Source organism: Tolypothrix bouteillei VB521301 (assembly GCF_000760695.4).
In the GTDB taxonomy this organism is placed as follows: domain Bacteria; phylum Cyanobacteriota; class Cyanobacteriia; order Cyanobacteriales; family Nostocaceae; genus Scytonema; species Scytonema bouteillei_A.
In genome coordinates this window covers 215,584-229,424 of record NZ_JHEG04000001.1, presented here as the reverse complement: position 1 = coordinate 229,424, position 13,841 = coordinate 215,584, and the positions used below count along the sequence as shown (strand labels likewise).

At 42.2% G+C, this 13,841-nt stretch carries 12 protein-coding genes and 1 other annotated feature; of the genes, 6 read left to right on the top strand and 6 right to left on the bottom strand.

The window, feature by feature from the left end; genetic code table 11:
* Positions 1-111 precede the first annotated feature (111 nt).
* Positions 112-3,456, bottom strand: a complete 3,345-nt coding sequence (gene ileS, locus HC643_RS00935; RefSeq protein ID WP_038079767.1) for an isoleucine--tRNA ligase — start codon at positions 3,454-3,456, stop codon at positions 112-114.
* Positions 3,457-3,539: 83 nt separating this feature from the next.
* Positions 3,540-3,835, bottom strand: a binding site (T-box leader).
* 245 nt (positions 3,836-4,080) lie between these two features.
* Between ileS and HC643_RS00930 the strand changes: the two genes are divergently transcribed.
* Positions 4,081-4,821, top strand: a complete 741-nt coding sequence (locus HC643_RS00930) for a Crp/Fnr family transcriptional regulator (protein ID WP_038079769.1) — start codon at positions 4,081-4,083, stop codon at positions 4,819-4,821.
* 93 nt (positions 4,822-4,914) lie between these two features.
* Here the strand turns inward: HC643_RS00930 and HC643_RS00925 are convergent, their stop codons facing one another.
* Together HC643_RS00925 and HC643_RS00920 are read right to left on the bottom strand one after the other, a co-directional pair.
* The gene (locus HC643_RS00925; protein ID WP_336604401.1) at positions 4,915-5,241 is read right to left on the bottom strand and encodes a thioredoxin family protein; all 327 of its coding nucleotides are present in this window, start codon (positions 5,239-5,241) and stop codon (positions 4,915-4,917) included.
* A gap of 139 nt (positions 5,242-5,380) precedes the next feature.
* The gene (locus HC643_RS00920) at positions 5,381-6,676 is read right to left on the bottom strand and encodes an erythromycin esterase family protein (protein WP_050045098.1); all 1,296 of its coding nucleotides are present in this window, start codon (positions 6,674-6,676) and stop codon (positions 5,381-5,383) included.
* A gap of 428 nt (positions 6,677-7,104) precedes the next feature.
* On the opposite strand from HC643_RS00920, the gene HC643_RS00915 reads away from it, so the two are divergent.
* Positions 7,105-7,785: a dienelactone hydrolase family protein gene (locus HC643_RS00915; RefSeq protein ID WP_038079773.1), complete on the top strand. Its 681-nt coding sequence runs from the start codon at positions 7,105-7,107 to the stop codon at positions 7,783-7,785.
* 81 nt (positions 7,786-7,866) lie between these two features.
* Complete coding sequence (locus tag HC643_RS00910) at positions 7,867-8,778, top strand: sterol desaturase family protein (RefSeq protein ID WP_038079776.1); 912 nt, start codon at positions 7,867-7,869, stop codon at positions 8,776-8,778.
* Positions 8,779-9,002: 224 nt separating this feature from the next.
* Here HC643_RS00910 and HC643_RS00905 read toward each other — a convergent pair whose 3' ends face one another.
* Positions 9,003-9,398, bottom strand: coding sequence for a hypothetical protein (locus HC643_RS00905; RefSeq protein WP_038079778.1), 396 nt, complete (start codon positions 9,396-9,398; stop codon positions 9,003-9,005).
* A 67-nt stretch (positions 9,399-9,465) separates the two neighbouring features.
* On the opposite strand from HC643_RS00905, the gene HC643_RS00900 reads away from it, so the two are divergent.
* A complete protein-coding gene (locus HC643_RS00900; protein ID WP_038079781.1) occupies positions 9,466-10,152 on the top strand; it encodes a response regulator transcription factor in 687 nt (228 codons plus the stop codon).
* 8 nt (positions 10,153-10,160) lie between these two features.
* Entirely contained in the window at positions 10,161-11,486 is a 1,326-nt protein-coding gene (locus HC643_RS00895; protein WP_038079783.1) for a sensor histidine kinase, read from the top strand.
* 31 nt (positions 11,487-11,517) lie between these two features.
* Here the strand turns inward: HC643_RS00895 and HC643_RS00890 are convergent, their stop codons facing one another.
* Positions 11,518-12,729 carry an RNA-guided endonuclease InsQ/TnpB family protein gene (locus HC643_RS00890; RefSeq protein ID WP_167844594.1) on the bottom strand — a complete coding sequence of 404 codons (1,212 nt, stop codon included), beginning with the start codon at positions 12,727-12,729 and terminating at the stop codon, positions 11,518-11,520.
* Between the two features lie 28 nt (positions 12,730-12,757).
* Complete coding sequence (locus HC643_RS00885; RefSeq protein ID WP_137986067.1) at positions 12,758-12,961, bottom strand: hypothetical protein; 204 nt, start codon at positions 12,959-12,961, stop codon at positions 12,758-12,760.
* Positions 12,962-13,474: 513 nt separating this feature from the next.
* Between HC643_RS00885 and HC643_RS00880 the strand changes: the two genes are divergently transcribed.
* Positions 13,475-13,816, top strand: a complete 342-nt coding sequence (locus HC643_RS00880; protein ID WP_050045096.1) for a hypothetical protein — start codon at positions 13,475-13,477, stop codon at positions 13,814-13,816.
* The last annotated feature ends 25 nt before the right edge of the window (positions 13,817-13,841 follow it).

Below are 13,841 nucleotides of genomic sequence, written 5' to 3'. Positions count from 1 at the left end.
CAGTCGCCAGGGAGTGGGAAACCCGCCTGCTTTCCCTGGACTCACCGCCTACGCGGACTAATCTAAAAATAGAGTTTCAAATTTTCTAGCAGCGAAAGTGATGAAAGAGGGTTAAGAAGTTTTGTTAAAGCTGATAATTAATGGTGTCCCATTAACGTCTATCTGCTCGCGATAGTCAGCGTTCTCAAGCTCGTCAAAGTCAATATTCTTAGCAAGCACTTCATTCTTAACTAATTCAAGATGTACTTTAAGCGCCTCTAAAACGGCTCCTGATGTTTTTATGCCCAAGTCAATTCGAGCGGAAACTTCAAGCTTTGCCTGTTTTCGTGCATTTTGCAGCAAGCGGATTGTATCTCGAATCAGCCCTTCTTGAATTAATTCTGGTGTAAGTTGAGTGTTAATTGCTGCTAAATAACCGTATTCTTCAAGTGCCACGTAATTATCTGGACTTTGAGCTTGAAGGAGAAACGCTTCAGGTTCAAAGTTGTAAAGTTTTCCATCCAGTTCAAAAACAGTCTCCTTCCCTTCACGGATGTTACGGACAATTTTACCTTTGTCAAAGGTTTCCAGCACTTTCTTAAACGCAGGTAGCAAACGCCCAAGTCGCTTGCCTAAAAGTGGCAAATTGGGTTTTACGCTATACTCTACAAAATCTGCTGTTACGTCTAAGTATGTCACTGATTTGACATTGAGTTCTTCTTTTAGCAAGTCTTCTAAGTTCTTCAACCCTGCAAGCTCTGCCTCGCTTTGAACTCGTACCAAAACTTCAGGAAGAGGTTGACGTGTTTTGACCCCAGCTGTAGCTCGTGCAGCCCGTCCTAGTTCGACAAGTCTCACCAGTACATTCATGTCACGCATCAGAGAATCGTCAATCGAGGTGGCATCCCACTGCGGCCAATTTGCTAAATGCACGGACTCTGGTTCGTTTGGATAGAGACTCAGCACTAAGTTTTGATAAATGTGCTCGCTCATAAAGGGTGCCATAGGAGCCATTAACTGAGTAACTGTGACGAGCGTGTCATAAAGAGTTTTATACGCCGAGAGTTTATCGCGCTCGCTCTTAGCGCAAGCTGTACCTGGCTTATCGCTTGTCGATTTCCAAAATCGACGTCGGTTGCGACGGACGTACCAATTTGAGAGATCGTTCACCACAAAGTCGCGGATTATCCGGCTAGCAGCCGTCGGATCGTAAGCATCGAGTTTATCTGTGACATCCCGTATAAGGGCATTGGTTTTGGAGACTAACCAGCGATCGATAGCCGGACGTTCTGTCACCGGAATCGTACAAGTCAAATCGGGTTTATCGAGATTGGCGTAAAGAACTAAGAAACTGTAGGTGTTCCATAGCGTCATAAAGAAGTCGCGCAACGTGTCCTCAACCAATGCTTGGGAAAAGCGTTTGGTGCTGTCGCTTGGGCTTGAGCTATAAAGATACCAACGGAGTGCGTCTGCTCCTTGAATATTTAATACTGTCCAAGGGTCAACTACATTGCCCTTCGACTTGGACATTTTCTCGCCCTTCTCATCAACAATGTGTCCGAGCACGATCGCATTTTTAAAGGCAGGGCAATTCTGTTTAATACCGGATAAAGCACCCGCTTGTCGGTCTTGACTACCAGTATCTGTCAGTAATGTTGCTAAAGCATGTAGGCTGTAAAACCAACCGCGAGTCTGGTCAATTGCTTCACAAATATAATCGGCTGGAAAATTCTCTGGCAGTATATTTTGATTCTCAAAGGGATAGTGCCATTGTGCATAGGGCATTGCCCCTGACTCAAACCAAACATCTACAGTATGGGGAACTCGTTTGAAGCACTTCCCGTTCTTCTCAAAGCTGATTTCATCAATGTAAGGACGATGCAAATCCAACCCAGACAAATCACGCCCTGTGAGATCTTCTAGCTCTTTAAGACTTCCAATACAAAGAGATTCGCTTTCATCTTCACTCACCCAAACAGGTAATGGAGCACCCCAATATCGCTCGCGAGAAACTGCCCAATCAACGTTATTTCTCAACCAATCCCCAAATCGACCGTCCCGAATATATTCAGGATGCCACGCAATCTTCTCATTGTTTTCAATAAGCTTGTCTTTGACTGCTGTCGTGCGGATGTACCAGCTTTTTTTGGCATAGTTGATGAGTGGTGTTCCATCCCGGTAGTTGAACGGATAAGTATGTTGGATGGTAGTTTTTCGATAGAGCAAGCCCCGTTCTAACAAATCTCTCGCAATTTGCTCATCTGCATCCTTAAAGAATGTTCCACTATAACGACCTTCACCCGCAGGTGCATCAAGCAATTTCACGTCTGGGTAAACTTTACCCAGCAGATCGACAGAGAAGAGCATGGGGAGATTGTGCTTGCGTCCAAGCTCTAGGTCACCATATGCAGTAGCAATATGCAAAACGCCTGTTCCATCGTCAATGGTCACTTGTTCATCTAAGATGACGCGGAAAGCTTGAGAGAGGTCTTCCCCTTCTGGAATACGACCGCGTAAGATTGGACTGTATTGCAGGTCAACCAGTTCTTTACCTGAAAAAGTTTTCAGTGTCTGGTAATTGTTTTCACCAAAGACGTCATTGGCGCGTTGGTAAGCCAGAATATATAAGTCTTTTTGGTCGAGATCGCGCTCGCCCTTGGCGCAAGCCGTACCCGGCTTATCGCTTGCGGCTGCTTCAAACAAACCATAGGTAGCATCACCTCTGACTGCAAGACCAACATTTGCAGCCAGTGTCCACGGAGTTGTCGTCCAAGCCAAGATATAGACGGGACGTTCTCCAGATTTAACAATGTCACGTTCTACAAGTTGAGCCCGGAGTGCTGGAAATTTGGGATATACGGAGGGGTCTTCCACATTCTCTCGATACCCTTGCGCTACTTCATGGTCTGAGAGGCTGGTATTGTTGCGAGGACAGTGCCAAGTTGCGCGGTAATCTTCAAAGAGAAGACCTCGTTCCCACAGGGATTTCATCAACCACCAACAAGACTCTATGTAGCTGTTTTCATAGGTGATGTAAGCATTTTCTAAGTCCAGCCAATAGCCAATGCGATCGCTCATGGCGTTCCAATCCTGGATGTACTCAAAGACCGATTGCTTGCAGAGTTGATTGAACTTAGCAATACCGAACGCTTCAATATCCGACTTTTTGGTAAAGCCTAACTTCTTTTCAACACCAAGCTCCACAGGTAAGCCATGGGTATCCCATCCTCCTTTACGTTGGACTCTGTACCCTTGCATGGTTTTATAGCGGGGAAACAAATCCTTATAAGCACGGGAAATGACATGATGCACTCCTGGCTTACCATTAGCCGTTGGAGGACCTTCATAAAAGACAAAATTCCCTTCAGGAGCTTTTTTCTCAACTGACTTCCGAAATATGTTGTGCGTTTTCCAAAAGTCAAGAATTTCTTGCTCCAAATTTGGAAAGCAAACTGATTGTTGAACTTCTCTAAACATACTTAACCGCACTCACCAAATTCAGTTAAAAGTCAAAAGTTAAAAGAAAATTTACTTTTCACTTTTCACTTTTTATGCATTTGCATTGGGACGCTCTAGGTGAGCGCGGTACCACCCAACTTCTCCAGAATCTCACGATGCTGGACTCTATCGCTACTCCCTAACGGGAAGAGCGCCCCGCTATAACGTGCGGAACACGTCTCTATCTACTCAAAGCTTTGCTTGGGGGAGACTCAAATTGAGAGACTTCCTTTTCAAACACTTTTTTCGGAGAGCAGCTCGGGGAGGATCTTCGTCTCTACCGTGTGTTCAGGCTCGCACCGTCCCTGACTCGCTCAGCACCGACTTAGAGATTACTCGTTCCCTTCATTGCTTTTAGTAGTTGTATTTATAGTTTATCTATCATATCATAACATAAATTGGAAAAAATTTTTGATTAACTAAATAACCGCGCACTTTATCTCCTTGTAGTTGTAAACGCTTCAGATCTGGGTTTTCTAGCTATTACGTACTCATTTTCAATTAATAGCCTTTTCCTTTTTTGGCACGGTCTCCCCTTATTTCTCTGTCTGATTTTCAAGTAAGTTATTACTATTAGGTTCATGTATAAATTAAGAACCAGTGATGTCTATTGACCGAAATGCACCTCTAACACAAAATCACCTGCTTGCCAAACTACCCACTGATGAGCTAGAACACTTGCGCCCTTATATGGAACTCGTATCACTCTCACGAGGACAATCTATTATTGTGCCGAATGAGGCTATTGAATTTGTCTATTTCCCTGTTAATTCATTGCTCTCTCTAGTAACGGTCATGGAGGACGGCTCTACAGTCGAGTCCGGCTGTATCGGACGCGAGGGGATGGCAGGTGTACCAATTTTTTTGGATGCAAGCATAACGCCGATGCAGACACTCGCACAAATCCCCGGACAAGCGATGCGTGTGAAATCTCAAATTATCAAAGAGGCATTCGACAGAGGGGGTACGCTGCAAAAGCTTCTCCACCGTTACATACATACAGTCATGGTTTTTGGTTCGCAAAGCGCTGCTTGCAATCGTCTTCATTATATAGAAGCAAGACTGTGCCGTTGGTTGCTGATGAGCAGTGACGGTATAGGATCGGATTCACTTTCCCTCACACACGAATTTCTGTCCACAATGCTTGGCATTAGACGTTCTGGAGTAAGCGAGACAGCTCGTAAACTCCAAAGCAGGGGCTTAATCTCTTACCAGCGCGGACAAATCCAGATTCTTGACAGAAAAAGTTTGGAAACTACTGCCTGTGAGTGTTACGGTAGAGTCAAGGCAGAATATGAGAGATTGTTCACTGAAAGATTCCCCTCCAGAGAAAAAGCTAGGTAGCGATCGCGCTTATCTCGGCAAGCGTGCTGACTTCCAACCTTTAGATATGTAGAGTTAAATATAAAGCGTATGCTACCAATATTATTAATCATTTTAAAGCAAGCTTTGCAAACGCTGGAGCAAACTTGAAGCTGTCATTAATTTCTCGGTTTGCTCTTCTTCAATTCTCGCTACAATCTCACCATTCTTAAAAAGTAAGAGTGTTGGTAAAGGATGGGCTTGATACTTAGAGGCTAGATCGGAATATTTTTCACTATCAATTCTGACAATCAAAATTTGTTCTTTCATTTGATTTTGTACTTGCTCCAAACATGTATCTATTAAGTGAGAAGGACCACACTGAGGCGATACAAACACTACTAGTGTGGGTAAATTTGAACTATATAATAATTCTTCAAAATTTTGAAATTGTTGTTTAATTGCTATTGATTTGCTCCCTTGAATATCTGTAAAATAACTGTAAAAAATAAACTTCTATTGCCAAAATCTATAATGAACATCTCCCATAATTTTACTATTAACCATTAGCCATTAGCTATTAGCCATTAGCCATTAGCCATTAGCTATCAATAGGTTCTACGCCTGTTGTACTATCAATGTGAATAACAGCATCAAATTGTTTGGGAAGATTGGTATAAAAGTAATGACTGACACGCTCTGTTTTCGGCGAGTAAATAACTCCAATAGCTCGCTCTAATCTTGGTTCATTAAGTGCTTTCACTGCTTGATTATCTTGTCGCAAATTGAGAAGAAATCGAGGTAACCCAGTATTGTGGAACAATGCTTCGTAACTATCAGGTAATCCTGGAAGGACTCGTTTGAGTTGTGCTGTCCCTCCCCAATGAGAAGCTGCTGTAACTGTTCCCGTATACGTAGTAAAACCAACAAGTACAGCATCGCGATCGTAACGTTCGCGTACTAGTTGTCCTACATTTAGTTCATCCAAAGAACTCATATCAGTTGCTCGTGCATCCCCTAAATGAGAATTATGCTCCCAAACAACGACTTTTGTACGCTTTCCCTGACTGTCAAAATGAGTCACTAAACGATCTAAGGTGTCTGCCATGTGCCTATCTCGCACGTTCCAAGATGATATCCGACCTTGAAACATTGAGCGGTAGTACTCCTCAGCACTCTTTACAAGTCGGGCGTTTTGTTCGGCATAGAAAAATTCATCTTCTTTGACCCGACTATCGCACTGTATGTACTCTCCAGTTTTCCGTTGCAACTCCATTAATTGATTGATGACTTGTTGCTCGCAAGACTCGCTCATATCAAAACTAGCAGCATATCCATATGCCTGAGAATCTTCGCCAAAGTGTTCCAAGCACGAGTAGCGATGACGTGCTTGTTTTGCAGCTTCTGGATCGACTTTATCTAAATAACCCACAACCTCATCTATTGAGGAATACATACTGTACAGGTCAAGCCCGTAAAAACCTGTTTTCGTTGCATTCTGCGGTAATGAATCATTATATTGACGCAGCCAACTAATGAAGTTGACCACATCAGTGTTACGCCACATCCAAGTTGGGAACCGTTGAAAATCTCTTAATGCTTCAACGGGCGTCCGATCCTCCTTAACTCCGCGTACATAGCGATTGACGCGGTATGCATCAGGCCAATCTGCTTCTACAGCTACAGCCGTAAAACCTTTTTCTTGAATCAGGCGTTTGGTAATCTCGGCTCGTTGTTCGTAAAACTCGTGGGTCCCGTGAGTCGCCTCACCAATAAGCACAAATCGAGCATCACCAATAAGGTCTAGTAACGGGTCATAATCTTCAGCTGTGCCGATTAGTGGATGAGCGGCTTGACGCACTACATCACCAAGTTTCGTTGTGCTTGCATTTGCCATAATTCTAAACCTAATGACTGTTACAGTCGTTTTCACAGCCCATCGCGATCGCTAACAAATTTCTTCCTCTAATATTCAAGGCTGTAAAAGGAGTCGTGTAATGAGCTATTGTTATTGAACTTGTAAAAGTAATTACGAGCTTATTCTAAATGTCTGAAAGTTCTTTCTCCTCTTTCTTTGGGGATGTTACTCATATGACTTGAGTGCTGAAAGAGAGATAACGATTTTAAATGAGAATGTAATTTATGACACAAAGCCCCCAAAAGCAATTTTCGCTTATTTAAGCGATCGCTGTTAATAATTTATTTATACAGATATCCAAAATATGTGACTAGATGATCCATACTGAAGATGGATGAGCCTCAGTAAAGGCTCTTGGAAGTATAAATTGAAGAGCCGTTGAAAAAAAAAATTTTAGTACAAGGTTTATGGATAGAACATTAGAATCGCGATTTGAAGAACGTTCAATTCAAGTTCCATCAGGTGTAATTAACCTAGACGGGGATCTGAGGATACCTGAAAATGCTCGTGGAGTTGTACTATTTGCTCACGGTAGTGGTAGCAGTCGGCACAGTTCTAGAAATCGCTATGTTGCCGAAGAATTAAATAAAGCAGGTTTTGCTACCCTCTTGATTGACCTGCTGACTCAAGAAGAAGAAGAAATAGACAATCAAACAGGACAATTGCGCTTTAATATTAATTTGTTAGCGGAACGTGTCATTGATGCTACACAATGGCTTGCCCAAAATCTAGAGATTTACAAAACGAAAATTGCTTACTTTGGTGCTAGTACTGGTGCAGCCGCAGCTTTGGTAGCCGCTGCAAAACACCCAAATGGTATTTGTGCGATCGTTTCTCGTGGTGGAAGACCTGACTTAGCGGCGGCGTCTCTGTCAAATGTTCAAGCACCAACACTATTAATTGTTGGTGAAAAAGATACGCCAGTGATTCGCATGAATCAAGAAGTGTTGGAACAGTTACAAGTAGAAAAGAAGTTAGCGATCGTTTCCGAAGCAACGCATCTTTTTGAAGAACCAGGAACACTAGAAGCAGTTGCAAGGTTGTCGAGCGAGTGGTTTGAGCAATATTTAGTAACAGGAAATCGCTAGTAGGTACAATGAAAAGAAAGAAATAGACTCCTAGAGTGTAATAACAAGTCAAAATTCTTAATTGAAGACTGGTTGACAAAAATGTTAATATTACTAAGCTATGTCTATGCGAGCCTCACGGCAGTTTTTGTTATCCTTTTTCTGCTGGAAAGAATTTTTCCCCTACGATTGCAGACGCATTCACTTATAAAAAGGTTGTTTATCAACTCCTGCATAACTGCTTTAGCTTTTGCCACAAACGCGGCTGTTGTTCAACCTACTGCTCAATTTATGTTGCAGTGGACGCAGTTACAGTCCTTTGGATTGGTTCATCTCGTCCCACTACCTACAGCCATCAAAAGCGTTATGGCTTTTTTATTGATGGATTTAACTTACTACTACTGGCATAGAGCCAATCACAGATTTCTTTTTCTTTGGCGTTTTCACAATGTACATCACATCGATCCAGATTTAGACATTTCCACAGGTTTTCGCTTTCACGGTGTAGAAATTTTGCTCTCAGCCGGACTTCGCGTTTTTCAGATAGCTCTAACTGGTATATCGCAGGGAACTTACATTCTTTATGAATTAGTTTATCAAGCAAATACCCTGTTTCATCACAGCAATATTCGTCTTCCCATTTGGACCGAACGCTGGTTAAATACAATCTTGGTAACTCCCAGGATGCACGGTGTTCATCACTCTCAGGTTCAAGACGAAACCAATTCCAATTATTCTGTTATTTTTCCTTGGTGGGATAAACTGCATCAAACACTGCGGCTGAACGTTCCTCAGTCAGAAATTGAGATTGGAATTCCGGCTTATTCGTCTCCTGATGACAACACACTACAGCATCTTTGGCTCGTACCTTTTCAAAAACAGCGCGACTACTGGCGCAAACCTGACAACAAACTTGTGGAGAGGAGCCCATCTGTTTTGGGAGAAGATTTATCTCGGATGGTAGACTTTAGCACTACATCAATTGCACCAAATTTATCGCTGAGAACAGAATAGGATTGGGAGGTAGAAGCCAGAAGTCAGATGACAGAAATTTCTAACCTTTAACGATCTCAGTTGGGTGGGTATCGATCGCAAACTCTGCATCATCGAATGAGCTAAAGCCATAGCAATCCTAAATTATTCATAAGAAATTTAAGATTGACATTATAGCTTGTATAATATTCCCAGGTGTTATCTGAGTAAATCAAATAGGATTTCTATAAAAGTACGATTTGGTATTAGTTCTCAATACGATAACGGATTAACTGTTTAATCCCCGTGATTGGTAATCCTAAAACTTGAGCGATCGCTGCATCAACTTGAGCAAATTCAGTCACGGGAAACTCAAATTCCATCTGCTTTAAAACTGAATCAGCAGTGTAAACTTTAACTTCAGTCAACTTTTCTTGGCGTTGAATGACAGCTTCAATCGACATAACGGCCAGTGAAACAGAAAACTGAATTTGATGCTTTGAGTTGGCGTGGATTTGGGTTGTTGTGCCATAGGTATAGCTCAATACTTGATGCGTAAGCAAACCCGTACTCAACCAAAAAAACAGTCCGATTAAGGGTATTGGCAGCCAAAACTCCAATCCTAAGTTAACGAAAAATTGCAGCCAGCGGGGTCGAGCCATAATGCAGAAAAAGCTTAATTATTAATTTATCATAGGAAACTGAAAAGAAATTACAGCCAAATAATGAATGAGGATCTTACTTGTAGAGGATGATATAACTCAGTTACAACCACTACAGGGCGCACTCTCGAAAGTGGGACATATTGTCGATGCGGCTGAAGATGGTGAAATAGCCCAGTGGTTAATGACTCACAGAGACTACGACCTGTTAATTTTAGATTGGATGTTGCCTAAGGTTAGTGGTGTTAGCCTGTGTCAAAAATATCGTCAAGCAGGAAAAACGGCTCCAGTGTTGATTCTCACTGCCAAAGATGCAATTTTGGATAAAGTATCTGCTCTAGATGTTGGTGCAGATGACTATTTAGTTAAACCCTTTAGTTTGCTCGAACTCTTAGCACGAGTACGAGCATTGGGACGCAGAGCACCACTTTGGCAAGGTGATTTGCTAAAGTTAGCCGACTTACAACTTCATCTCAATACTCTAACGCTACAACGGCAGGAAGTTACAGTCCAATTGTCAGGTCGAGAGTTTCAATTGCTGGAATATTTTCTGCGACATCCCCGACAAGTACTGACGCACGAGCAAATTGAACAAGCACTTTGGGAGTGGAATATACAACCAGATAGTAAAGCAATAACGATGTTAGTGCATCGACTGCGGCAACGCTTGCAGATGGTAAAAGCAGAAGATTGGCTGCAGACTGTTTACGGTATGGGATATAGATTAGTTGACCCTGACTCATGCGATCGCTAATTCCTAATATGTTCAGTCGCAGTCGGCGTAATTTAGCTCGCTGGTTTACCCTGTCTATGGGGAGCATTTTGGCGATCTTTGCAACAATACTTTATTTTTTAGAAGCCAAAGAGCAATTGCGAGCATTTGACCAAGAACTTTACAATACAACTCAGCTGATGGCAGCTGGCGTTGAAGATGGGCTTTACCAACAACAGCAACGCATTAGTCTCGAAGATGTGCCCATCTTGGGTGGTGAGGCTTTGCCCTTTGACAGTAAAATTATTTATGCCCGTTGGTACACTCCCAAAAAGCAACTACTAGAGTTTTTTGGTGTGACTCCAGCAGAGCAATTAAATAATAAACTGGGGTTTCAAACAATTGAGTTAGGCAATGCTCCAGACAAGCCACCTCAAGGAGGCGATCGCTTTTCTACCAGCGTTTCTCATCAGGAATTGCTGCGTCAATTAACAGTTCCTGTGTTTCAGGATAAACAATTAATCGGCTATCTGGAAATAGCTGCTTCTTTAGCACCTGTCGAAAAAACTTTATGGTCGCTGAGACTTTTTTTAATCGTAGGTGTACCCATTGCCTTAAGCGTAATTGGTTTGACGGGTTGGTTTCTTGGTGGAATGGCCATGCAGCCAATTCGTCAATCCTACGAGCAGTTACAGCGCTTCACAGCTGATGCTTCCCACGAGCTACGGACACCGCTTCAGGCAATTCGGAATAATACTCAGTTTGCTTTGCTCGAACCAATTGACCCCAGTCTCCAGCAAAGTTCCCTAGAAAATATCGATCGGATTGCTGAATCCATGGGAATGTTGATTGGCGATCTATTATTCTTAGCTCGAAATGAAGGACAATTAAAGCCAGAGGCTCTTAACCTCATCAATTTGGTTAACTGGCTCGAAACATTAGTAGAGGAATACACCCACTTAGCAAAGGCAAAAAACTTAGAATTCATCAGCGAATTTCCCGAACGATTGGTAATGCTGAGAATAAATCCAGATTTAATGCGTCAAGCGGTAACAAATCTTCTCAGTAACGCTTGCCGCTATACCCCGTCTGGAGGGAAAGTTTGCTTGCGAGTTTTCTTTCAGTCTCATTGGGTGGTTATTGAAGTACTCGATAGCGGTATTGGGATTCCAGAGACAGATTTACCCTATATCTTCGATCGGTTTTATCGAGTTGACAGCGTGCGCTCGCGCCATACAGGAGGCTTTGGGTTAGGATTGGCGATCGCGCAACAGATTGTGCGGGTACATGGGGGACAAATTCTAGCAAAAAGCCGTTTGGGTGAAGGCTCTACCTTTCAAATCAAACTACCATTCACATCTAAACCGTTAATTTAAATCTAGGCATAACTGTTTGACACTCTCCGCCCTATAAGGGCGAAGATTCTTCAATCACAGACCCAACTTGCTGATACAGGATTTCTCCAGTATGAGTAGAGGTCGAATCTCCTGAAGCGTTCGGATAGTAGATCCAAGTTCCCGTATGCCCTACGGTACTCAAGGCTAATTTCAGAATATTGATAGCGGCATTCGAGTCTCTATCTATGACAAAGCCGCATTCGCAAACATGGGTTCTTGTAGATAGAGATTTTTTGACTATTGCGCCACAACTGAAGCATTCTTGAGAAGTGTAGGCGGGGTTAACCGCAACAGTTATCCTGCCAAACTTCACCCCAAAATACTCCAACCATTTTCTGAATTTATACCAACCAGCATCATTAATAGATTTAGCGAGACAGTGATTTTTCACTAAATTTTTAATCCTCAAATCTTCATAGGATACCAAGTCGTGAGATTGGATTACGCAACGCGCCAGTCTCTTGGCGTGTTCTTCACGTTGCCTACTTATTTTGAGGTGTACTCGCCCTAATTTATTAATAGCTTTCTTACGGTTGGCAGAGCCTTTCTTTTTACGAGAAACGCGCTTTTGTCTAAATTTTAGACGTTTCTCTCCTGTGCGATAAAACCTTGGGTTAGGTTCACTATGTCCATTGCTGTCGGTATAGAATTCTTTAAGTCCTACATCCAAACCAATGGTTTTCCCTGTGGGTTGTGTTTCTAATTTGTTGTCTACACTAATCAGAAATTGAACATAATACCCATCAGCACGACGAACTAATCTAACTCGTTTTACCTGTTCTAATTGGTAGAAGTTTAAATCCCATGTTCCTTTCAGCTTGAGCGTACCAATACCTTTTTTGTCGGTGAAGGTTATTTGTTTCCTGGTCTCGGAAAGTGACCACCCAGAGGTTTTATACTCCACTGAGCGAGAATTTTTCTTGAACTTTGGATATCCCTTTTTACCCGGAACAGACTTTTTGCAGTTGTCGTAAAAACGAGCAATAGAACTATAAGCCCGTTCAATAGAAGCTTGGCAAGCACTAGAATTCAGAGCTTTTACAAATAGGAATTCTCTTCTCAATGACTTACTAAGGCGATACATTTCTTTTTGTCCCACGCCTCGATTATCCATCCAAAAACGGATACTCTTATTGCGAACAAATTGAGCCGTCCTAATCGCCTCATCAATGGCAGTATATTGAGTCGTTTTCCCTTTGGCTTTGAATTCTAAAACAATCATTTTCCGTGGAAAACTTCTACGCAAAATATTATAACACAAATAAAGTCGCCCTAGAAGAGCGAGGCTTTAGACCCATTCTCTTGGTAAATGTAGATATTCTACGATGACGTGCTGAGGATGCCAAATTAGCAAGAGCAGATATCTCGCCCCAATGCCAAAACTCTATTTGTTCTGTATAAGTTTTAGTCACCGCTCTAGTAGCTGACTGCACGCTTTTTCTCACCTCTGTCATCTTGATTTCTCATCGAAAACCTGAGAATTGTATAATCTATTGTATGCTTCAATGTTGAGGCAGTCAATTATGAATTAAGTCCAAAATCAAAGAATATCTTCACCTGAATGGAGAAAAAGAAACGCCCACAAAAATAGACAGTCCTCCTGAAAGTACATTGAAAACAACACGGTTGCTAGTGTTGTTCTTAAACCGTGGGTTGTTGAAGAAGTAGACAAAGTTAAAGACTCATCCGAACCGTAGGGTGCATCGGTCAAGCGCTCCGCGCAATTCGTCCTTCGGTCATCCGGCTAATATCTCAGCAAAAAGCACAGACATACACAGATTTGCATAGATATTAGTTAACAGCACTCAGCCCCGACCATAACCAGCAAAGAATACCTGGTAAGCAAAGATTTTGATTGTTAATGAAGGAATTCCTTGGTTGAAGATCGTGCTGTTACTTTCTTGTTACTTTTATCTGGCAATCTGAAAATAAGCGTGAATTAAACATCAGATTGGAGGTTTTAACAAATGAATTTCAATCCTACACCCAGTATTGTCCTAACCGGTTTGTTTGCGTTGCTAATTCCTTTTGAGGTAGTAGCACAGAAAACGCCCAACCAAATTGAGAATTTGCCTAATGCTCGTGTTACCAGTATTTCCGGTCAAGTTACTAAGCTTTTAGATGACGAGTTCATTCTCAACGATGGTAAGGGACAAATCATGATTGAAGCAGAACCTCGGTTAGGACAACCCATTAACCTCTCTGTAGGAGAAAAAGTCACTGTTGTTGGCAACTATGACGACAATGAGTTCAAAGCCCTGAGTATTACTCGTAGCAACGGTGAAACTATTCAAATTCATAACGATTAAATTGTCTGCACTGCAGCATTGTTCC